The sequence below is a fragment of the Nocardia niwae NBRC 108934 = DSM 45340 genome, assembly GCF_001613465.1.
Taxonomy (GTDB): domain Bacteria; phylum Actinomycetota; class Actinomycetes; order Mycobacteriales; family Mycobacteriaceae; genus Nocardia; species Nocardia niwae.
Window position 1 is genome coordinate 212,351 of the sequence record NZ_BDCK01000020.1, and the last position, 21,792, is coordinate 234,142.

15 protein-coding genes, 1 tRNA gene and 1 pseudogene are annotated in these 21,792 nt (G+C 67.6%); 6 read left to right on the forward strand and 11 right to left on the reverse strand.

Annotated elements, in window-relative coordinates:
- Nucleotides 1-34: 34 nt before the first annotated feature.
- Nucleotides 35-847 carry an SDR family NAD(P)-dependent oxidoreductase gene (locus tag NNI01S_RS13255; RefSeq protein ID WP_063020365.1) on the reverse strand — a complete coding sequence of 271 codons (813 nt, stop codon included), beginning with the start codon at nt 845-847 and terminating at the stop codon, nt 35-37.
- Nucleotides 848-1,190: 343 nt separating this feature from the next.
- Here NNI01S_RS13255 and NNI01S_RS36670 point away from each other — a divergent pair.
- Nucleotides 1,191-1,550: pseudogene (locus tag NNI01S_RS36670) on the forward strand (TetR/AcrR family transcriptional regulator); the annotation flags it as partial.
- Here NNI01S_RS36670 and NNI01S_RS36675 read toward each other — a convergent pair.
- Nucleotides 1,515-3,470, reverse strand: coding sequence for an Eco57I restriction-modification methylase domain-containing protein (locus NNI01S_RS36675; RefSeq protein WP_084488778.1), 1,956 nt, complete (start codon nt 3,468-3,470; stop codon nt 1,515-1,517). The pseudogene NNI01S_RS36670 and the gene NNI01S_RS36675 sit on opposite strands and share 36 nt — an antisense overlap.
- A gap of 177 nt (nt 3,471-3,647) precedes the next feature.
- Between NNI01S_RS36675 and NNI01S_RS13270 the strand changes: the two genes are divergently transcribed.
- On the forward strand, nt 3,648-4,334 hold the full coding sequence (locus NNI01S_RS13270; protein ID WP_063020367.1) for a nitroreductase: 687 nt from the start codon (nt 3,648-3,650) through the stop codon (nt 4,332-4,334).
- Here NNI01S_RS13270 and NNI01S_RS13275 read toward each other — a convergent pair.
- The 7 genes from NNI01S_RS13275 to aceE form a co-directional block, all read right to left on the reverse strand.
- Nucleotides 4,265-4,828: a winged helix-turn-helix transcriptional regulator gene (locus NNI01S_RS13275; protein ID WP_084488765.1), complete on the reverse strand. Its 564-nt coding sequence runs from the start codon at nt 4,826-4,828 to the stop codon at nt 4,265-4,267. The genes NNI01S_RS13270 and NNI01S_RS13275 overlap by 70 nt on opposite strands.
- 179 nt (nt 4,829-5,007) lie before the next feature.
- Entirely contained in the window at nt 5,008-6,441 is a 1,434-nt protein-coding gene (locus tag NNI01S_RS13280; RefSeq protein ID WP_063020368.1) for an acyl-CoA carboxylase subunit beta, read from the reverse strand.
- A gap of 122 nt (nt 6,442-6,563) precedes the next feature.
- The gene (locus NNI01S_RS13285) at nt 6,564-7,814 is read right to left on the reverse strand and encodes a KasA/KasB family beta-ketoacyl-ACP synthase (RefSeq protein ID WP_063020369.1); all 1,251 of its coding nucleotides are present in this window, start codon (nt 7,812-7,814) and stop codon (nt 6,564-6,566) included.
- A 10-nt stretch (nt 7,815-7,824) separates the two neighbouring features.
- Nucleotides 7,825-8,127, reverse strand: a complete 303-nt coding sequence (gene acpM / locus NNI01S_RS13290; RefSeq protein WP_039796877.1) for a meromycolate extension acyl carrier protein AcpM — start codon at nt 8,125-8,127, stop codon at nt 7,825-7,827.
- 120 nt (nt 8,128-8,247) lie between these two features.
- Nucleotides 8,248-9,162 carry an ACP S-malonyltransferase gene (locus NNI01S_RS13295; protein ID WP_063020370.1) on the reverse strand — a complete coding sequence of 305 codons (915 nt, stop codon included), beginning with the start codon at nt 9,160-9,162 and terminating at the stop codon, nt 8,248-8,250.
- 128 nt (nt 9,163-9,290) lie between these two features.
- Nucleotides 9,291-10,625 (reverse strand): PucR family transcriptional regulator, encoded by a 1,335-nt coding sequence (locus NNI01S_RS13300; RefSeq protein WP_063020371.1) that lies wholly within the window; start codon nt 10,623-10,625, stop codon nt 9,291-9,293.
- Between the two features lie 11 nt (nt 10,626-10,636).
- On the reverse strand, nt 10,637-13,552 hold the full coding sequence (aceE, locus tag NNI01S_RS13305) for a pyruvate dehydrogenase (acetyl-transferring), homodimeric type (RefSeq protein ID WP_063020372.1): 2,916 nt from the start codon (nt 13,550-13,552) through the stop codon (nt 10,637-10,639).
- A gap of 212 nt (nt 13,553-13,764) precedes the next feature.
- Here aceE and NNI01S_RS13310 point away from each other — a divergent pair, with 212 nt between their 5' ends.
- The 4 genes from NNI01S_RS13310 to NNI01S_RS13325 all read left to right on the forward strand — a co-directional run bounded on the left by NNI01S_RS13310 (nt 13,765) and on the right by NNI01S_RS13325 (nt 15,501).
- Entirely contained in the window at nt 13,765-14,322 is a 558-nt protein-coding gene (locus NNI01S_RS13310) for an Rv2240c family protein (protein WP_063020483.1), read from the forward strand.
- Between the two features lie 126 nt (nt 14,323-14,448).
- Nucleotides 14,449-14,871, forward strand: a complete 423-nt coding sequence (locus NNI01S_RS13315; protein ID WP_084488779.1) for a DUF3052 domain-containing protein — start codon at nt 14,449-14,451, stop codon at nt 14,869-14,871.
- A 76-nt stretch (nt 14,872-14,947) separates the two neighbouring features.
- Nucleotides 14,948-15,412: a peroxiredoxin gene (locus NNI01S_RS13320; RefSeq protein WP_063020374.1), complete on the forward strand. Its 465-nt coding sequence runs from the start codon at nt 14,948-14,950 to the stop codon at nt 15,410-15,412.
- Between the two features lie 17 nt (nt 15,413-15,429).
- A tRNA-Val gene (locus tag NNI01S_RS13325) sits at nt 15,430-15,501 on the forward strand.
- Between the two features lie 167 nt (nt 15,502-15,668).
- On the opposite strand, the gene NNI01S_RS13330 is transcribed toward NNI01S_RS13325, so the two are convergent.
- Both NNI01S_RS13330 and NNI01S_RS13335 read right to left on the reverse strand, forming a co-directional pair.
- Nucleotides 15,669-17,192 carry an AAA family ATPase gene (locus NNI01S_RS13330; RefSeq protein WP_157114753.1) on the reverse strand — a complete coding sequence of 508 codons (1,524 nt, stop codon included), beginning with the start codon at nt 17,190-17,192 and terminating at the stop codon, nt 15,669-15,671.
- Nucleotides 17,193-17,545: 353 nt separating this feature from the next.
- Nucleotides 17,546-21,436 (reverse strand): tetratricopeptide repeat protein, encoded by a 3,891-nt coding sequence (locus tag NNI01S_RS13335; RefSeq protein ID WP_157114754.1) that lies wholly within the window; start codon nt 21,434-21,436, stop codon nt 17,546-17,548.
- Nucleotides 21,437-21,792 lie beyond the last annotated feature (356 nt).

Sequence of the window (21,792 nt, forward strand, 5' to 3'; positions counted from 1 at the left end):
CCCCGTCCCTGACCGCGGGACTCTTCGTGCGGTCTCAGGAACGGAATACCATGTCCAGCACCTTCTCGTGGCAGGACCCGGCGATACGTGTGACCAGGTCCACAACAACGGCGTCCAGTCCGACCAGGACCTTCGCCTCGCCGCGCGCGGCGCCGCGCAGAATGGCCCGCGCCGCGGCGGCCGGGCTGGTCCGCGCGACGTGTCCTTCGAACCGGCGCACGACCTCCTCCGCGTCGACACCCGGCGCGACGCTCGCCGACCGGGCGATCCCGGTGAGCACGCCGCCGGGATACACCCCGGTGACCCGCACCGAGCCGCCCGCCGCCCGCATGTCCTGGCGCAGCGAGTCGGTAAAGCCCCGCACGGCGAACTTCGCCGCGTTGTACGGCGCATGCCGCGCCACCCCCACCAGCCCGAACGCCGAGGAAATGTTCACCACATGCGCGCGATCGGCGGCCAGCAGATACGGAAGGAACGCCTTGGTTCCGTTGACCACACCCCAGAAGTCGACGGCCATGACCTGTTCGAAATCACTGAACGGCGACTCGAGCACGCCGCCGACGTGCAGGATGCCCGCGTTGTTGAACAGCGCCTCGACCCGTCCGTACCGGGCGACGGTCCGCTCCGCGTACGCGAACACGGCCGCGCGGTCGGTGACGTCCACCGTGCTCACCGCAGGCTCCCGGCCCGCGGCGGCGCACAACTTCGCCGTCGCGGCGACCGCCTCCGCCGATTTGTCCGACAGCGCCAGCAACGCCCCCGCGCCCGTCAGGGCCACCGCCAATTCCCGGCCGATACCCGAGCCCGCGCCGGTGATCGCCACTACGCGATCCGCGAAATACCCCACCGCTCAACCCCTTTCCGCACCGGCCGAGGGTGCGGCCGGAGGTCATCCACAGGCTAGCCAGTCGGATCTGGACGCGCGACCTGCTCGACGGTATCGCGAGGTCGGGCAATGCCCGGTCACGCTGCGCCCACCCAATGAAATAATGGACGTTCCCGTCCGCACCCCGTCGCGATGCCGCACCCACCGGCCACGGCCCGGCCACCGCGCCGAACCCACTGGAGATCCGATGCCAACCATCTCGCCCATGCTGCAGCGCATCCTCGAGAAGCCGGTCGCCGACGGCGAAAAGCTCCTGGAAAGCGCGCTCTCGGCCTTCCTGGACTTCGGCATCAAGCGGACCAGCATGGGCGAGATCGCCCGCCGCGCCGGCATCAGCCCGGCCACGCTGTACCGGCGCTACGAATCCAAGAACGATCTCGTCGAGGCGGTCAGCGTCCGGGAGGCACAGCGCTTCGTCGCCTCGATCGAGAAGCAGGTGCGCACCGTCTCCGGCAACGACGATCAGCTGGTCGAGATCTTCGTGGCGTTCATCGGCGCCATCGCGGGCAACGAACTGCTGCGCAGGCTGCTGCGGACCGAGCCCGACCTGATCCTGCCCCGGCTGACCACCGAGGCGGGCCCGATCCTCGCGGTCGGCCGCGACTACCTGGCCGAGAAGCTGCGCGAATTACGGGATGCCCGTGGCACGCACGATTTCGACGCCGATCTGGTCGCCGAGATCATGGCCCGGCTTGCGTTGTCGCTGGCCCTGACGCCCGACGGCCTCATCCCGGTCAGCGATCGCAGCGCCGCGCGGGAATTCGCCCGCCGCACCCTGCTGCCGATGGTCGGCGTCCGGGTCAGCGCGTAAACCGACGCCGAACGCGGCGGCCACCCGCTCGTCCAGCTCGGCCCGCGCCGCCGGATCCGGCGCCCGGCCCTCGACGAACTCGCGCACCAGATCGATCACGCCCGCCGACCGGGCGTCCACCGGATCGGGCACCGGCAGGCGCGATACGTACTGGGTGATCCAGCGCCGCCGGCCCGAGTACAACCGATTACCGCAGACCACGTCGTAGAACCGCAAGCCGAGCGCCGAATTGGCCACGCCCATCAGCAGATACGCCAGACGGGTCGCCTCGTCGGGTGCCTCGGCCAGATCGGGCAGCGAGATCCAGTAGCAGTCGCCGTTGACCACCGCGCCCGAACTGTCCAACGCGAAGCGCGGGCGGTCGCTGATATCGGGGAAGACCAGTTTCGGCTCGCGCCACAGATGCGGACGCTGCGGAACCCAGATCTCGTACCAGGCGCGACCGCTCTCGGCGACGTAGCGCCGCCCGGCCAGGGTCTCTCGATGCGACCGCAGATACGCGGCGGCGGCGGGGTATTCGTCCAGATCGATCGGCGTGCGACGCGTACCGGTCAGGTCGTAGGGATAGAGCACGCGCACGTCGCGGGCGCGCGCGGCCCGCCACGGCGCGAGGTCATGGTGGGTGATCAGGTCGAGCAGCAGTTCCGGCTCCGGGCAGGGGTCGGTCTGGGCCCAGCGGTCGGAGATGAACACGCGGTCGGCCGTCGTCTTGATACCGACCCGGATGCGCGCCAGGTCGCCGAAACTGCGCCAAGTCGCCGTCGCTATCCGCGTCAGCCACGCATCGACCGCGTCGTGCGACATCCGCCACGCGGCCTCCGGCTCGCGCGCCACGCTTCGGCTGGTCGTTCGTCCGGCGGGGAGTTCCGGCGGCCCGTCACGCGTCGCCGCACCGATCACACTGTCACCGCCCGCACCAGCCACCGGGGTATCGATGGGTCCGCATCCCGTCATCAACGTGCCGACCTCGACCACGAACGAACGTCCGTTGTACGCGACGACCGAGCCGTCCGGGTCCACGAGCGCCTCGAACAGCGTTTTCGCACCCGGGTCCGCACCGCTGACCTCGTAGGCGGAGACGTAGCGACAGCCGTCGTCGTGCCCTGAGCGGCGCGCGATGGTGATCGCGGGGAGGACGGCGGCGGCGAACAGCTTGGTGTCCCCCAGGTCGTACAGCTCGACGGGAGCCAGGTCGGTCAGCAGCAGCCGACGGATGTTCGCACCTGCCTTCGTGGTCAGGAATCGGTTGGCGCACAACAGTCCCAGCACGCCCCCGGAGGCCAGCAGACGGGGCAGCGTCGCGACGAACGGATGGGTCAGGTCGATCCGCCCGCGCAGATCGAACCGCTTGCTCAACAAGCGCGCGGTCGATCCGCCCAGCTGCTGGGTGCGCACATACGGTGGGTTGGTGATCACGGCGTCGAACGAGCCGTCCGCGAGTCGCGCTTCGACGGCGAGGAAGTCGGCCATGCGCCAGTGCGCGGCGATCCCCGCCGCACGGGCGCGCTCGCGAGCGGCCGCCAGCGCGCGGGCGTCCAGGTCATAGCCGATCAGCACCAGGCGGATCCCGGGAAACCGGGTCGCCGCCTCGCGATGCACGGCGAACAGCAATTCGCCGTCGCCGCAGGCCGGATCGAGCACGCGCAGGACGCCCGCGTCCGACGGCTCGACATGGCGCAGCAGCCGTTGCGCCAGGAACCGGGCCAGCACGGGCGGTGTGTAATGCCTGCCGTGCCGTTTGCGGTCCCGCGCGGCGGGGGCTTCGGACGCCATATCGGGATTCTGCCTCGTGGGGCCGCGCCGATCGCCGCAACGCGGCAACTGGTTCGCGCGATCGCGCGCCGCGATCGACTCGCGGGTCACCATCCGCCGCGCAGCCGCCCGGCTTTCGCGCCGAGGTGTTCGATGTTAGCGTTTGGTCTCGAAATAAGACTCCAAAGGAGGCGGGGGATGCCCGTGACGACCGACGACTTCGCGGCGCTGACACGCGTGCTCGACGAACGGTGGACCTGCAGGCAGTTCCGCTCTCAACCGGTCGAGCGCGACACCATCCGCGCACTGCTGCGGCTGGCCCAGCGGACGCCGTCGTGGTGCAACACCCAGCCCTGGCAGGTGGCGGTGACGGAGGGCGCAGGAACGGATCGTTTCCGCAAGGAACTCCTCGCGCACATCGCAACGGCTGCTCCCGCACCGGATTTCGAATTCCCCGCGCGATACACCGGCGTATACCGGGAGCGCAGGCGCGAGTGCGGGAAGCAACTGTACGACAGCGTCGGCATCGCCAAAGGCGATCACGAGAAGACCATGCGGCAGGCCGTGCGGAATTTCGAACTCTTCGACGCGCCGCACGTGGCGATCGTGACCAGCGAAGCGGATCTGGGCGTCTACGGGGCGGTGGACTGCGGCCTCTACATCGGCAGTTTCCTCCTCGGCGCGCAGAGCCTAGGACTCGGCGCGGCTCCGCAGGCCGCACTGGCCTCCTACTCCCCCTTCCTCCGGGAGTATTTCGGCATCCCGGAGCATCGCAAGGTCGTCGCCGGAATCTCGTTCGGATACCCGGACGTCGATCACCCGGTCAACGGATTCCGTACAGCCCGAGCCGACGCCGACGACGCGGCCACCTGGTTCGCCGACTGAGACCACCGCGCCGACATGCCCTCCGCGGTCGACTCGGCGCCGGCGCCGCCCAGCAAGCCGGGCCCCGGCTCCGGGGCGACCTCTCGCGCGGTAAGTTCTGTTCCGCACGAATCACATTCGAGCCGAACATGCGCCTCGCCCGGACAATCGCGGTGGCCGTAGCGCACCGGAGGCCCTTCAGGCGCCATGTAGGTGTCACCCCAATCGCGGATGGCCAGCAGAATCGGGTAGATGTCGTGGCCTTTGCGGGTCAGGCGGTACTCCTCGTGCGCGCCTACGGCGGCCTTCTGTTTGACGAGGATGCCGTTATCGATCAGCCGGTCCAACCGATCCTGCAACCTGCTGCGCGAAATACCGAGTGCGCTCTGGAAAGCGTTGAACCGCCGGATACCGGAGAAGCACGACTTGAGGATCAGCAGCGTCCAACGGTCACCGAAGATCACGAGTGGGCGCGTGATCGAGCACGGCACGTCGGCCAGTTCTTCGTAGCGCACCTTCCGATGCTACCGACCACCGGGCCGCATCCGCCCTGTGCAACATCACGACCTCGCACCTGCCCGGACGAGGACATAGCAGTACACCACCGGACCGGCCCGCACCGCCGCCGTCACGGCGCGAAGTCCGGAACGCGAAGCGGGCCCCGGCATCGCCGGGGCCCGCTTCGGTGCGTGGGTCAGAGCGGAATGTTCTTGTGGTGGCTGGCGCGAGCCGGAGCCGCGGCGATCGCCGCGGCGATGATGCTGCGGGTCTTCGCCGGGTCGATGACCTGGTCGACGACACCGATCGCGATGGCGCGCTCCACGCCGCCCGCGATGCGCTCGTGTTCGGCGGTGAGGCGCTCGTGCAGTGCCTCGCGCTCCTCCTCCGGAGCGGCCGCGAGGGCCTTCTTGTGCAGGATGCCGACCGCGGCCTTGGCGCCCATGACGGCCACCTCGGAGCCGGGCCACGCGTAGACCGCCGTCGCACCGAGCGAGCGGGCGTTCATCGCGATGTAGGCGCCACCGTAGATCTTGCGGGTGACCAGGGTGACCCGCGGAACGCGCGCCTCGGCGAATGCGTGCAGCAGCTTCGCGCCGCGCCGCACGACGCCTTCCCACTCCTGGCCGACACCGGGCAGGTAACCCGGCACGTCGGTGATCACGATCAGCGGAATGCCGAACGCGTCGCACAACCGCACGAAACGCGCCGCCTTCTCCGCGCTTTCGGAGTTCAAGCAGCCACCGAGGCGGATCGGGTTGTTCGCCAGCACGCCGACGGTGCGGCCGCCGAGACGGCCCAGACCGGTGACGATGCTGCGGGCGTACAGCCCCTGCAACTCCTCGAACGACGACTCGCCGTCGACGTTGTCGAGCAGCTCGTGGATGATCGGCTTCACGTCGTAGGCGCGCTTGGCCGATTCCGGCAGCAGCGCCTTCAGGTCGACGTCGCCGTGCTCGGCCGCGACCAGGTCGAATTCGCCCTGCTCGGCGAACATCGACACCAGCCTGCGCGCGCGGTGCAGCGCGTCGGCCTCGTCGTCGGCGACGATGTGGGTAACGCCGGACTTCTTGCCGTGCGTCTCCGGGCCACCCAGGGTGGCCATGTCGACCTGTTCGCCGGTCACGCTGCGCACCACGTCCGGACCCGTCACGAAGACGCGGCCTTCCGGAGCCATGATGACGATGTCGGTCAGCGCCGGACCGTACGCGGCGCCACCGGCGGCGAAGCCGAGCACCACGGAGATCTGCGGAACCAGGCCGGACGCGCGGACCATGGCCTCGAAGACCTGTCCGACCGCGTGCAGCGCCTCGACGCCCTCGGCCAGGCGAGCGCCGCCGGAGTGCCACAGGCCGACCACGGGAACGCCGGAATCGATGGCGGTGTCGATGGCATCGACGATGTGCTTGCAGCCCTCCACGCCCATCGCGCCACCCATGACGGTCGCGTCGGAGCAGTAGGCCACGGTGCGCACGCCGTCCACCTCGCCGATGGCAGCGAGCACGCCGGACTTGTCACGCGGATGTAGCGGAAGAATGGTGCCCGGATCGAAGAAGCGCTGGAGTCGACCGAGCGGATCGCGCGGGTCGGTCGCCGTCTCCTGATGCAACGCGGGAGCGATGATTGTCATCGCGTGGTCTCCTCACCTCAATGAGTGTGCCGCTGCTGCGGCTGCGTATGTCGAACCACGGCGGGGCCGGCCCAATCGAGATGGCCGGCCCCGCCGGGATCGTTGTGCAGTCGATCGCGCGGCTACGCCCGACCGAAGGCGAGCGCCACGTTGTGCCCACCGAATCCGAAGGAGTTGTTGATCGCGTACTCGATCTCCTGGCGGCGGGCTTCGCCCTTCACCACGTCGAGGTCGATCTCCGGGTCCTGGTTCTCCAGGTTCAGCGTCGGCGGCACGATGCCGTCGCGGATGCTGAGCACGGTCAGCACGGACTCCAGGGCGCCGACGGCGCCGATCGAGTGGCCGAGCGCCGACTTGGGCGCGTACACCGAGGCGTGGCTGCCCACGGCTTTGTTGATCGCGTTCGCCTCCGCGGTGTCGCCGATCGGCGTCGCGGTCGCGTGCGCGTTGATGTGCGTGATGTCCTTCTTGGTCAGACCCGCGGACTGCATCGCCCTGGTCATCGCCCGCGCGGCGCCGTCACCCGTGGGATCCGGGGCGACGAGGTGGAAGCCGTCGGAGGTGATGCCCGCGCCCAGCAGGCGCGCGTGGATGGTCGCGCCCCTGGCCTTCGCGTGCTCTTCGGTCTCGATGACCATCAGCGCGCCCGCCTCGCCGAAGACGAAGCCGTCGCGATCCTTGTCGAACGGACGCGAGGCGCCCTTCGGGTCGTCGTTGCGGGTGCTCATGGCACGCATCATGGTGAACGCCGCGATCGGCACCGCATCGATGAAGCCTTCGACGCCACCGGTGACGACGATGTCGGCGTCACCCATGACGATCATGCGCCAGGCATTGGCGATGGCCTCGGAGCCGGACGAGCACGCCGAGACCGGAGTGACCACTCCTGCCCTGGCCTTCAGTTCGAGGCCCACAACGGCCGACGGGCCGTTCGGCATGACCATCTGCACAGCCAACGGCGAGATCTTGCGATAGCCGCCGTTCTTCAGCTTGTCCACCGAATCGATGAGGGCGTCACCGCCGCCCAATCCGGTGCCGATGGCCACACCCAGCCGCTCGGGGTCGACTTCGGGGCTGCCCGCGTTCCGCCAGACCTCGCGACCGAGCACGGTCGCGAGCTGCTCGACGTAGGCCATGCGCCGACATTCGACACGAGACAGCAGGGTGTCGGGCCGGACCTTCAGGTGACCGCCGATGCGGACCGGAAGGTCGTATTCCTCGACGAAGGAATCCTCGAGAACGTCGATGCCGCTCTCGCCGTTGAGGAGTCCCTTCCACGTCGCATCGACGTCACCCGCGATCGACGTGGTCGCCGCAAGGCTGGTTACGACGACGTTGGGGAAGTTCCCGTTCAAGGTGGAAGGAGTGGTCACAGTTTCGGCCCTACTCGGCGTTGTCGAACTTGGCCTTGAGCTCGGCCGCCGCCTCAGCGTTCTCGGCCTCGAGCTTCTGGATGTAGTTGACGGCGTCGCCGACCGTCTTCAGGCTGGCCAGATCCTCGTCGGGGATCTTCACGCCGTACTTGTCCTCGGTCTGAACCGCGATCTCGACCATGGACAGCGAGTCGATGTCCAGGTCATCGACGAAGGACTTCTCGATCGTCACCTCGGAGGGCTCGATGCCGGTCACCTCTTCGATGATCTTGCCGAGTTCCTCGACGATTTGTTCCTGGGTCAGAGCGGCCACTTCGTGGCTCCCTTCTTGATACTTTGTAGGGCTCTACTGGTTTTTTTCGGATCGAGCGCGGTAATAGTTACCGCCTCTCGGTCACGACCTCGCATCTGGATGCATGGTCGCGGAGGAAAGCTAGCCGGATACGGTCAGCTCAGCCAACGCGGGGAGGTCTTGCGGGGTCTTCAGGGCCAGCGTGGGCGTGCCCTTCAGTTCCCGCTTGGCGATGCCGACGAGGGTGCCCGCCGGCGGCAGCTCCGCCACTGCCGAGACGCCGGCTTGCCGGACGGTCTCGGTGCACAGGTCCCAGCGCACAGGCCGGGTGACCTGCGCGGCGAGCTTATCTATCGCGTCCTGTCCGGACGCGACAGGCTTGCCGTCGAAATTCGAGAGCAAGGTCCTGATCGGCTCGTTCGGCGTGATCTTCGTTATGGCATCGGTCACAGCATCCTGCGCCGGGGCCATGAACGCCGTGTGGAACGCGCCCGCGACGGGCAGCGCGCGAACCCGGGCCTTCTCCGGGGGGTTCGCGGCGAGCTCGGCGAGAGCGTCCAACCGACCCGCGGCCACGATCTGACCCACCGCGTTGCGGTTGGCCGGCACGAGGTCGAGTTCGGTGAGCCGTTCGAGCACGGCGGCCTCGTCGCCGCCGAGCACCGCGGACATTCCGGTCGGCTCCAGTGCACACGCCTTGGCCATCTCCGCTCCGCGGAGGGCGGCCAGCCGGACCGCGTCGTCGGCGGAGATGACCCCGGCGACCGCGGCGGCGGCGAGTTCACCGACCGAATGCCCGGCGATGATGGTAGCGGCGGGAAGCTCGTCCTGCGAGATCTCCGCGAACGCGAGCAGCGCCGCAGCGACCACCAGCGGCTGGGTAACGGCGGTGTCGGTGATCTCCTCGGCCGTCGCGGTGGTGCCGAGACGGACCAGGTCCAGGCCGGAAGCCTTGGACCACAGCGTCAGGCGCTCGCTCGCGCCGGGAAGGTCGAGCCAAGGCGCGAGCATGCCGGGTGTCTGAGAGCCCTGTCCAGGGGCGAACAACGCGATCACGCCTCTAAGAAAACACTGTGAGGCGGGCCGCACGAGATGTCGACGCGGATGAAGCTTGGGAAGCGCTTTTGTGGGGGTTCCACAAAAGACCACGTGGGCTGTCCGAATCGACCGGTTCCACGAATGCGTTACAGGCCTTCGGGACCGGAGGCCATCGAAGTGACCTCTGGGGCGGGAGATGACGATTCGTTACGGGTTCGTGTCAAACGACCCACCGTGGCGGCGATCCGGAGCACATACGCGTCGCGCGGATTCATCGGATCACGGCCGGTGACCTCGGCGATGCGCTTGAGCCGATACCGAACCGTATTTGGATGGACGTACAGCTGACGCGCACACGTCTCGACCGCTCCGCCGCAATCCAGGTAGGCATCGAGGGTGTCCGCCAGCGACGACCCCGCCGCGGCCAACGGTAGGACAAGGTACTCGTTCAACGCGTCGATCGCAGCTCGATCGCCCAACAAAGCGCGTTCCGGAAGCAATTCCGCCGCGTGCACCGGCCGCGGGGCCCCGCGCCAGCCCACCACGGCCTCCATTCCGGCCAGCGCTTCCACCGCGCTGGCGTGCGCCGCGCCCAGCGTGCGGGTGGTCGGCCCGATCACCACCGGGCCGTCGGAGAAAACCTCGGCGAGCAGATCGGCCAGGAACGGGGAGATGTGCGCGGTCTCGCCCAGATGCCCGGACACGACCATCACCAGCCTGGTGCCCTGCACCACCGCGAGCGCGGCCCGACCGTGCCGCGCCGCGATGGAATGCACCGCGCCCACCGACGAGACGCCCTGTTCGCCGGGCGGGGTACCCACCAGCACCGTCGCCGGCGCGGTGGCGTCCCAGTTCAGCGTCGCGGCCCGGGAGAGCATGTCCGGCCCGGTGTCGCCGCGCACCACGGCGTCGACGACGAGCGCCTCCAACCGGGTGTCCCACGCGCCGCGCGACTCGGCGGCGCTGGCGTACACCGAGGCGGCGGCGAATCCGAGCTCGCGCCCGTATCGCAACACCGCCTCGGTCAGAGCGACCAGCTGCCGGTCGTTGCGCGCGAGCGCGGGCAGCCACTGCTCGAAGAACTCCATGGCGACGCGGACCATGTCCACGGTCTGGCGCAGCGTCAACCGCCGCGCCAGATCCTGCGGAATCACCTGGAAGGCGTCCAGGCTGAACCGGATGTCGCTGTCCGGGTCCTGCAGCCATTCCAGGAAGTTCACCACCGCGGTCTGCACCAGCATCTGCACGCCGGCCCGCTGCGCGGCGTCCAGATCGGCGAAGAACGGCAACCGATCCTGCATCGACCCCACCGCCTCGGTGGAGAGGCGGCCGGAGAACTGCTTCACACGTTTGAGCAGCGTGTCCGGGAGAGGGTCGCGCGTCTGCCGGTTCGGGGAGAGCGCGCCCGTCGGCAGATACACCTCGTGCTCGGAAGAGCCTTCGGAGATCCGTCGCGGCCGCGGCGGTTTACGGTCCACCATCCAATATTCCGCTATGCGAGGTCTTCGTCCGAACTCACCGCTGCCTTCGGCGCGGCGTCCACGTCGGCGATCCGGTACTTCGCCGCCGCTTCCACCGCCTTGGCCGGGTCGATCCGGCCGGTCCGGCCCAGTCCGGCCAGCGCCGCGACCACGATGGACTGCGCGTCGACGTTGAAGACCCGTCGCGCGGCCGGGCGGGTGTCGGAGAAGCCGAAACCGTCCGTGCCGAGCGTGGTGAAATCGCCGGGCACCCACTTGCGCACCTGATCCGGTACCGCGCGCATCCAGTCGGTCGCGGCCACGTACGGGCCGTCGGCCCGCGACAGCGCCTCGGTGACGTACGGGACGCCCGGATCGGCGCCCGGGTTGCGCAGCGCGGCGATCTCCTTGTCGAGCGCCTCCTTGCGGAGCTCGCCCCACGAGGTCACCGACCACACGTCCGCCTGCACGCCCCACTCCTGCGCGAGCAGCGCCTGCGCGCGCAAGCCGTCGGGCACCGTGACGCCGGAGACCAGGATCTGGGCGCGCACGTCGCCCTCGCCTCCGCGCTTGTACAGATATATGCCCTTGAGCAGACCGGCGATGTCGAGGTCTTCCGGCTCGGCCGGCTGCGGGTACGGCTCGTTGTAGAGGGTGATGTAGTAGAAGACGTCCTCACCGCCGAACTCGCCCGCGCTGCCGTGCGGATGGGTGCCGGGCAGCGGCGCGGAGCCCTGCGGCGCGGCGCCGCCGCCGTACATCCGGCGCAGGCCGTCGCGCACGATGTGGGCGATCTCGAACGCGAACGCCGGGTCGTAGGTCACCACGGCCGGGTTGGTCGAGGCGAGCAGCAGCGAATGCCCGTCGTTGTGCTGGAGACCCTCACCGGTCAGCGTGGTGCGTCCAGCGGTCGCCCCGAGCACGAAGCCACGGGCGAGCTGGTCGGCGGCCGCCCACAGTCCGTCGCCGGTGCGCTGGAAGCCGAACATCGAGTAGAAGATGTACAGCGGGATCATCGGCTCGCCGTGCGTGGCGTAGGAGGTGCCGGCCGCGGTGAACGAAGCCGTCGAGCCCGCCTCGTTGATGCCCTCGTGCAGGATCTGCCCGACGGCGCTCTCTTTGTAGGCAAGCATCAACTCGGCGTCGACGGATGTGTACAACTGTCCGTTGCGGTTGTAGATCTTCAACGAAGGGAACCACGAGTCCATACCGAAGGTCCTGGCCTCGTCGGGGATGATCGGGACGATCCGCTTGCCGATCTCCTTGTCCCGCAGCAGCTCCTTCATCAGCCGCACCAGGGCCATCGTGGTGGCGACGTTCTGCTTGCCCGACCCCTTGCGCACCGAGCGGTAGGCCTCGTCGCCGGGCAGCTGCAGCGGCTTGGCCGCGGCGCGCCGCTCGGGCAGGAACCCGCCGAGCGCCTTGCGCCGGTCGAGCATGTACTGGACCTCGCGGGCCTCCATACCGGGGTGGTAGTACGGCGGCAGGTACGGATCCTTCTCCAGCTCGGCGTCACTGATCGGGATGCGCTGCAGATCGCGGAAGTCCTTGAGGTCCTGCAGCGTCAGCTTCTTCATCTGGTGCGTGGCGTTGCGGCCCTCGAAGTGCTTGCCGAGGGTGTAGCCCTTGATGGTCTTGGCCAGGATCACCGTCGGCTGACCCTTGTGCGCCATCGCGGCCGCGTAGGCGGCGTACACCTTGCGGTAGTCGTGACCGCCGCGCTTGAGGTTCCAGATCTCCTGGTCGGACAGATCCTGCACCAGCGCCTTGGTGCGCGGATCACGGCCGAAGAAGTGGTCGCGGACGTACGCGCCGTCGTTGGCCTTGTAGGTCTGGTAGTCACCGTCGGGGGTGCTGTTCATCAGGTTCACCAGCGCACCGTCGCGGTCGGCGCCCAGCAGCGCGTCCCACTCCCGGCCCCAGATCACCTTGATGACGTTCCAGCCCGCGCCGCGGAAGAACGACTCCAACTCCTGGATGATCTTGCCGTTGCCGCGCACCGGACCGTCCAGGCGCTGCAGGTTGCAGTTGACGACGAAGGTCAGGTTGTCCAGACCCTCCATCGCCGCGACGTGCGCGAGACCGCGCGACTCCGGCTCGTCCATCTCGCCGTCGCCGAGGAACGCCCACACGTGCTGGTCGGAGGTGTCCTTGATCCCCCGGTCGTGCAGGTAGTGGTTGAACCGTGCCTGGTAGATGGCGTTCATCGGGCCGAGGCCCATGGACACCGTCGGGAACTCCCAGAAGTTGTTGAGCAACCGCGGATGCGGGTAGGACGGCAGCCCGTGACCGGGGCCGCCGTTGCTGTACTCCTGGCGGAACCCGTCGAGCTGATCGGTCGACAGCCTGCCTTCCAGGAACGCGCGAGCGTAGATGCCCGGCGAGGCGTGGCCCTGGATGAAGATCGAGTCGCCGCCGCCCGGATGGTCCTTGCCGCGGAAGAAGTGGTTGAAGCCGACCTCGTAGAGCGCCGCCGAGGACGCGTAGGTCGAGATGTGGCCGCCCACACCGATGCCGGGGCGCTGGGCGCGATGCACCATGATCGCGGCGTTCCAGCGGATCCAGGCGCGGAAGCGCCGCTCCACCTCCTCGTCGCCGGGGAACCACGGCTCGTTCTCGGTGGGAATGGTGTTGACGTAGTCGGTGGAGGTCAAAGACGGGATGGCGACCCGACGTTCACCGGCCCGCTCCAGCAGACGGAGCATGAGGTAACGCGCACGGCCGGGGCCCTCCCGGTCGAGCATTTCATCGAACGACTCGAGCCATTCGCTGGTTTCCTCCGGGTCGATGTCCGGTAGGTAGGACGCCACCCCTTCGCGGATCACCCGCACCCGTCCGGCCGGCTGCGGCGCGTGCGACCCGTTCGGGTCGCTACTCGCGGCGGGCGCGGGAGCGGAGCTGGTACCGGCGGATTTCGCCGGTGCGGAAGAGTGGATCAGGTCGGTCAAATCTGCTCCTCGTACAGGGGTGGACATGCTGATGGCGTCGGTATCCCCGGGCGGGTTCGCTGGTTGGCGGACCGCCCGTTTACGAAAGGTTCGGGCGCACCATCCATCCTTGCCGATGGCGCGTCCCAAATCATCATGTCAGCCGGAAATCCAGTACCGTTCGACAGGCAAGGTGAGCAATGAGCGTGGCAGCCCTGAGGAGCGGGAGGACGATGAAGCTGCTGAACCCACGCGGGTTCGGAATGGTGTGCGCCACCGGCGCGGTCGCCGTCGGATTGGTCGTCGCGGGGTGCGCCAACCGGGTGGACGGCGTGGCGGGTCCGAACGCGAGCGATCTGGCGGCGTACAAGACCGAGGCGGCGTCCTCGTCAGCGGCGGCGACCTCTTCCCGGCGCGCCGCGGCCCAGGCCAAGGCCATCTCCGACAACTGCGGTCAGTTCCCCACCGTCACCGGAGCGGGCGTGAGCAAATACAACGAGTTCGTCGACGCGCACGATTCGAACGCCCCGGACTACGCCGCCAAGCGCGACTCGGCGGCGCAGACGCTCGACGACGCCGCGAACAAGGTGGAAAGTGGCGTGAACTCCGCCAAGGACGCGCTACCCGGAGACCTGGCCGGCTTGTTCACCGACTACGTGAACGCCGCCCGCGCGCTGGCCGCCGAGACGCGCAAGATGACCTACACCGCCCCGGTCGCGGCGCTCAACGACGCCAGCAAGCGGGTCAACGACGCGCGCAACGCCGTGCGCGACTCGTGTCCGAAGCGCTGAGAAAGCCCTTGACACACCATCGCAACGCGACATTCGGTGGCTAATTCGCCGGATCGGCTTGCGCTGAAGCCCATAACCATGTTCGCTTGCAACTACCTACTGTCGGGAGTTGAGGAGGACACCACCGTGGTCGCCGCGGCGGACGCGCAGAACTACGCTCAGAAGCTTGGCATCTTACACGGCTTGGTTGTCCAGGAATTGGGCTGGGACGAGGACGTCGACGACGACCTGAGGGCCGATGTCGAGGACGCGATCGGCGGCGAACTCGTCGACGAGGACTCCGACGAGGTGATCGACGTCGTGCTGCTGTGGTGGCGCGACGGGGACGGTGATCTGGTCGACGCCCTGATGGACGCCATCGGCCCGCTCGCCGACGACGGTTTCGTCTGGGTACTCACCCCCAAGACTGGACAACCCGGCCATGTCGAGCCGAGCGAGATCGCCGAGTCGGCGCCGACCGCTGGTCTGACGCAGACCTCGGCGATCAGCCTCGGTTCGTGGACCGGCAGCCGGCTCGTGCAGCCCAAGGCGCCCTCGAAGCAGCGCTGAGCCACCGCGCTATGGTTTCCACCAGGGTGGTGTCGTACGCCCCCCGGTGGAGACCCGACACGATGGAGGATTCGCTATGCCACTCGAGGTTGGCACTGTCGCGCCGGATTTCACGCTGAAGGACCAGAACAACCAGGAAGTCTCCCTGTCGGATTACCGGGGGAAGAAGAACGTCCTGATCGTGTTCTACCCGCTCGCCTTCACCGGGATCTGCCAGGGCGAGCTGTGCAAGGTCCGGGACGAGCTGCCCAAGTTCCAGAACGACAACGCGGAAATCCTCGCGATCTCGGTGGGCCCGCCGCCCACGCACAAGATCTGGGCCGCCGAACAGGGCTACACCTTCCCGCTGCTGTCGGACTTCTGGCCGCACGGCGCGGTGGCCGAGGCCTACGGCGTGTTCAACGAGAAGTCCGGCTACCCCAACCGCGGCACGTTCGTCGTCGACCGCGAAGGCTACATCCGCTTCGCCGAGATGAACGGCCCCGGAGAACCCCGTGACCAGGCGGCTTGGGAGAAAGCGCTCGCCGCGCTAGATTCATAAACCGCCGGTAACGGCCCGGGCGTATAGCTCAGCGGTAGAGCACTGGTTTTACACACCAGCGGTCGGGGGTTCGATCCCCTCTGCGCCCACAGAAGAAGATGCAGCTTCGAGCCACATAGTCGGTACTCCATGTTTGCCCCACGGCGATTCTGTGGGGCAGACATGGGGCAGACCGACTCGTTCCGACCACAGCAGACGCGGTGCAGAGACAAAGCGGGCGCGGGCATGGATGCAGTGATCGGGTCAGCGACCGCGCCTAGACCGCTCGTCCTGCCGATCCAGCATCCAGGGTCCCTCGAGTGCGGCTCCAGGCGGCGCGGACGCCTGCGAACACCCGCCGAAATTCGTCCTGAACTTCGCCGTCGCGCAGCCAGAGCCCGATGATCAGCCCCACCAGCACCTGCTCGTCGACACCGAGATGCACAGCGGCGGCGCTGAACCAGAATTGGTGGTTGGCGAATCGTGTTCGGTCCAGCGCCAGGATGACGTCCTCGACGCTTTGTCCTAGGAGGTCTGCTATCGGCCCTGGGTCGGCACGAACCCGCCGGAGCAGTTCTTCGTCAGGCACATGACCCGGCAGGAAGTCGACCGGGAAGCCTCGTTGGCCGATGACGGTCTCCCGCTGGTCTCCATCAAGCAGCACGCAGACCCGCAGCTCCTGTGAACGGCTCAACACCCGCGCGCCGGCCAGCGCCTCGTCCCGCCCGCCAGCGTCCACGACATCGACCTGCTCCGCCAACGACCTGTCGAGCCGCGCCAACGCAGCGGTGACCATCCGCCTCGCCAACATGTCCTCGACGAAAACCACACCCCCCACCGGCGTACGATGGCCCAGTGTCCGCAGCGCCGCGTCGGTCGTCGCCGGTTGGAGCACCCGGACACCATCCGGGCCAGGCGTCAGCACACGGAGCATCGACGCGGGAGTACGGGCAATCATGGCGGTCGAGTGCGTAGCGACAATCGTCTGGACGCCGCGGGCCAGCGTGGAGCGGGCCAGTTCGTCGAACAGGGCGACGTGCCCGACTGGCGATAAGTAGGTCTCAGGCTCATCAATGAATACCGTGCTACCCGGGTGGGCCGTACGTAGCACGTAGAGCAAGAAGTGCACCCACAGTTCGCCGCGGCTCATCCGCTCCGCTGGGACGACCTGTCCACCGGCGACACCCTCCGGGATCGGCACGACAAAGTCTTTGTCGGCTTCGTAACTGTACCAACGGAGTTCGTCGTACTGGCGGCCCGTGATGTCGCGCAGCACCCGTACTTCCGCTGCGGTGTAGGGAAACGGACCCTCGGTGTGATCTTCGGCGTCTCGCAAGCGGCTCAACGCCCAGTAGTAGTCAGTTTCGAACGCCATCACGGGGTCGGTGTACTCACCGTAGGGCGGCGGGATCTCGTAGGTCCACTCGTAGCTGGTGAGCGTCCCCGGCGGCGGTTGGTCGAGGTCGACCTTCCAGGTCGTCACCGTGCCTTCGGTGCGGTAGTGCACAACGTGCCGGCCGGTTATGCCGTCAACACGCTCGTGGTACTCGTTCGGGCCGAGCCTGGAATAACGCTCGAACGGCGGCCCCGTCGAGCCCAGATGCGGTCGGTCCGGAAATGAGGCAACCAATGCCCGCAGAAGGTACGTCTTCCCGGCACCGTGATTGCCCGTTACAACGGTGAACCGGTCCCACTCCACCTCACCCGGCGCGAAGACCGGCGAAACGACGATCGACACGCGCTCCAGGCCGACCGGGCCGGTCTCCGACAGCCTTCGCCAGACCTTCGCCCGAGCATCCACGCGCAGCCCCTCCCGTCTGCCCAACTCTGCAGCTCGGACGAGACCGAACCTGCGACCTGTGAATTATGAGTATCAAACACCCCGACACTGTCCTGACCAGGAACGATTCTGCTCAGACATATGCATAGAAGCAAAATACATCGCTGTCAGCAGATCGGCCGAGGTACTCCGTACATAGTCCGCAGACGCTGCTGACCCAGCGCGCCGCTCACGTCGAGCCGCCCTGCTCCGTAGGCGTCGTGATCAGGTGTGGGTTCATGGCGCAACGCGTAGCTCGGTGCCAGCGAACTCGACCGCCAGATGATCGCGTCCCCCGAGGACGGCAGCTGCGCAGGACCGCTTGCCGGACCGAACTAGTCCGAGTGCGGTCGCGCGCAGCGCGCGAGATTGTGGCGGGTGGTGCGGATGTCGGGGTGGTCAGCGCTCAAGACGCGTTGTTGGTCGGTGAGCAGTTCTTCCAGTTCCCGCATGGCAGCCGCCGCATTCCCGTTCTCGCCGCGCCGGAGGGCGAGTTCGCCACGGGTTCTGAGGGTGTGGGGGTGGTCGGCGTCGAGTACGCGTCTTTGGTCGGTGAGCAGTTCTTCGAGTTCCCGGATGGAGGCCCGGATATCACCGCTCATCCCGCGGCAGCGAGCGAGGTGGAAACGGATGTTGAGAGTTTCCGGATGATCGGCGCCCAGTACTCGTCGATGGTCGGTGAGCAGCTGCTCATACTCCCGGATGGCGCCTACGACGTTCCCGCCCTCGCTCCACCAGCGCGCCAAGCTCTCCCGAGTAGTGAGGAGGAGGGGGTCGTCGGCTTCCAGTACGCGCTGTTGGTCGGTGATCAGCTGTTCGAGTTCCCGAATGGCCTCCGCGACGTCACCGGCTGCGCCACGCCAGTAGGCGAGGCTGTTACGCGTATCGAGAGTGTCGAACTGCTCGGCGCCCAGCAGTCGCTGCTGGTGCGCGAGAACGGCCTCCAGTTCCGGGACGGCGGCGGCGAAATCTCCGGCCTCCCCCCGCCAACGCGCCAGGCTGCGTCGGGTGCCGATGGTATCGGGGTGATCGGCACCGAGTACGCGTATATGGTCGGTGAGCAGCTCTTCGAGTTCCCTGAGTGCGGCGGTGAGATTCCCGGCTGTACCGCGCCAGACGGCGAGGTTGTGGCGGGTGTTGAAAACGTCGGGATGATCCGCGTCCAGTACGCGTAGCTGGTCGGTGAGAAGCTGCTCGAGTTCCCGGACGGCGATTCCGACCTTACCTGCCGCACCATGCCAGGAGGCGAGACTCTGACGGGTGCCGAGGGTGTCGGGGTGATCCGCGCCCAGCACGCGCAGTTGGTCGCTCCACAACTGTTCGAACTCTCGGATGGCACCTGCGATATCCCCCGCTTCACCCCGCCAGCGCGCCAGGCTGTCGCGGGTACTGAGAGTGTCCAAGTGGTCGGCGGCCAGTACACGCTGTTGGTCGATGAGCAGGAGTTCGAGTTCCCTGATGGCGGCGGTGAGGTTCCCGGCGGCGCCGCGCCAGAAAGCGAGGTTACGGCGGGTGGTGAAATTGTCGGGATGATCGGCGCCGAGTACCCGAAATTGATCGGGCAGCAGCCATTCGAGTTCCTGGAGTGCGCCTGCGACGTCCCCGGCCGCGGCACGCCAGTAAGCGAGACTGTTACGGGTGCTGAAGGTGTCGGGGTGATCGGCGCCCAATTCACGCCAACGATCGGTCAGCAACTGTTCGAACTCCCTGATCGCGCCACCGAGATCCCCTGCCGAGCCGCGCCAGCGTGCCAGGCTGTCGCGGGTACTGAGCGTGTCACGATCGAAGGCGCCCAGCACGCGCTGCTGGTCGGTGAGCAGCTGTTCGAGCTCTCGGATGGCGCGCGCGATATCCCCGTTGGCCCCGCGCCGGCGAGCCAGCTGGTGACGGGCGAGAAGGGTGTCGCGGTGATCGGCGCCGAGTACTCGCTGTTGGTCGGTGAGCAACAGCTCGAACTCGCGGATGGCGCCCGCGAGGTCCCCGGCTTCGCCACGCCAGGTTGCGACGTTGCCGCGGGAGGCGAGGGTGTCGGGATGATCGGAGCCCAGCACACGCTGCTGGTCGCTCAGCAGCTGCTGGAATTCCTGGATCGCTCCCGCGTTGTCCCCGCCGACCCCGCGCCAGTAACCGAGGTTGCTGCGGAGTTCGAAGGTGTGTGGGTGGTCCGGGCCCAGGAATTGCTCGAATGTCGGAAGCCACGAGGCCCAGGTGTCACGATTGTCGGCGGCCCGTGGTGTCTCCCCCAGCCTGGTCAACAGATCGATCGCGGCGTCCGAATCACCGGCCGCGAGAAGGTGCCGGGCGCCGGATCCGCGAGCGTATGCTTCGGCGCGCGCACGGACGGTGGGAGACACAGCGTCGTCGGCCGCACCGCCGACCTGTTCGATGGCATCGGCGATGGCGCGGTGCACGGAGACGAATGCGACGTCGGATCTCTCGGCTTCGTCGCGGACCGGGCTGTAGAACTCGTCATGCGCGAGCCCGAGCAATTCTTCATCGGTTCCCGGGCTGCCACGGCTGATGAGTGTGCCCAAGACGACGACGCGGTCGCGCAGTCCACTGGCGGTGACCGGGTGCCCCAGCCCGGACAAGGCGATGGCCGCGAGCTCGATGGGTAGCACGGGCCCTGATCCAGCGGCGGCCAGTATCGCCAGCAACGCGGCGAGCGACCGCCCGGCCGAACCCTCGATTTCCTGTTCGGCACGGCGAATACGCCGATGCACCAGAGAGGCGACATCCAGGGCAACATCCAGCCGTCCGACCGCCCGGGTGTCGAGTTCGGTGAGTAATCGGGCAAGCAGCCAACCGCCGACCGCGGAGTGCATCGACAACTGCTGGATCCGTTCTTCCCAGCCGCGCTCCGCGCCGGCGGAATGCGCGGCGGCGACAGCCCGGCTCACTTCCTCCGGTTTCGGTGGCGTGAGCTGGATTCGATGCATCCCGGCGAACACCGGTCGTTGTTCGACCGGCGCCCCCGCGCGTATCCCCACGATCACTCGGACATGAGCCAGATCGTCTCGGGTGACCAGCTTTTCGATGGCACTCTCGAGCAGCTCGCGCGTGCCGGGTTCGGCTTGGTCCAGCCCGTCGAAGACGAGCGTGACCGGCTGTCCGAAGGTGTCGGTCCGGGCCAATGGTTCGACGATCCCGATATCGAAGACGTCGTGTTCCTGGTCGTCGCCCAGGACGGTATGGGTGCGGTCGGCCGCGTCGGCGAATCCGTCGATCCGGCGGCGCAACTGTTGCGACAGTTCCGAGGCCACGGCGTCGAACGAGGTCGCCGCAGAGACGAATACCGCAGCAGTGACGAAGTCGGCGGTGAATGGGGTGCGGCCGAGGAGATTCGGGCGGATCAGCAATGACATCAATGTGGATTTGCCGGATCCGGCCGGACCGATCACGCCCCGCAAGCGCACGTGGCCGGCGTTGAAGACCTCGGCCACACGGCGGCGCAAGGTGTCGGTCACGATCACTCCGCCGGTGAGCGCGTCGACCAAGCCCGCTGCCGGGCGATTCCACACCGCGTCATCGCGACGGGCGGCATTCGGCACCAACCACAAACCACGGTCTCCACCGAGCGCGACCCCGAAAAGGCCCGGCACCTGCAAGGGGCACGCCGACTTCAAAGGTTCCAGCAGATCGACCGGCAGCAGGTTCTCGCCGCGCACCGGCAGTCCTCGATCGAACACCGTCAACGCGGTGCGCGTGAAACAGCCGTCGTAAGCACTGTGCCGACCGGAAGCGACCAACAGCTCCAACCTCTGTGCGGACAGCTCGACGCGGTCGGTCAACCGACGCGCGGCGCCCAGCAGACTCTCGTGGGTTTCGCACGCGTCCACCATCACAATCAACCCGTCGACGCTGTGCCGGTCGAGTTGTTCACTGAGCACCTGGGTCAAATGCAATCCGGTCCCGGAATCCGGCAACCGCGGCGAATCGCGAGCCATCAAGAAGAAATTCTCCGGACCGGTGGCCACGCCGTGTCCGATGAAGGCGATCAGCAACGCCGCCTGCTGTTCGGCCGCCTGCGAGAATGCGGCCTTCACGGCGGCATTCAGCTCTGCCGCAGTAGGGCTCAGCAAAGCCCCGGTCATGGCCGATCCGGATGTCCAGTGGCCGAGGGTTTTCAAGCGGGCCGCCAGACGGTCGGCCAACTCCTCGACGAATCCCAGCCGCGGCATCGCATCGCACTCCGACCCCACCACCAGCGCCAGCCGTCCTCCCACGTCGACGACCATACGACCAAATCCGATTCCCCGCTGAGGAACACGTGCGGGCCGACCGCAGGACCCACGACAGTGCGAGTCCGTCATCGCGGGGATGACAGATCGGACCGCAGACCGAGATCCGCCTCCTCTTCGGCGTCCGGCACGACGCCTGGGTCGACGGGAGCAGGCTTCGCCCGCTTCCCGAGGTCAGTTGGCCGGTCGGTGCCTGCAATTCCCGAGAATGCCGTAATTGTGAACAAACAGGATCGTGGAACACTCGTCGCCCGATTGCCTGAACAATAAATACAGAGTTTTTCCGACACGTCGCGTCTTGCGGCGAACTTCCGATTAGAATATTCGGGGCGGGTGTCCTT

Excerpts from the sequence above, each read along its gene's own strand:
- NNI01S_RS13310 (WP_063020483.1), top strand. The coding sequence starts at position 13,765 with ATGAAGCTGCTGAACCCACGCGGGTTCGGAATGGTGTGCGCCACCGGC.
- NNI01S_RS13300 (WP_063020371.1), bottom strand. The coding sequence starts at position 10,625 with ATGGTGGACCGTAAACCGCCGCGGCCGCGACGGATCTCCGAAGGCTCT.
- NNI01S_RS13270 (WP_063020367.1), top strand. The coding sequence starts at position 3,648 with ATGCCCGTGACGACCGACGACTTCGCGGCGCTGACACGCGTGCTCGAC.
- NNI01S_RS13280 (WP_063020368.1), bottom strand. The coding sequence starts at position 6,441 with ATGACAATCATCGCTCCCGCGTTGCATCAGGAGACGGCGACCGACCCG.
- NNI01S_RS36675 (WP_084488778.1), bottom strand. The coding sequence starts at position 3,470 with ATGGCGTCCGAAGCCCCCGCCGCGCGGGACCGCAAACGGCACGGCAGG.
- NNI01S_RS13320 (WP_063020374.1), top strand. The coding sequence starts at position 14,948 with ATGCCACTCGAGGTTGGCACTGTCGCGCCGGATTTCACGCTGAAGGAC.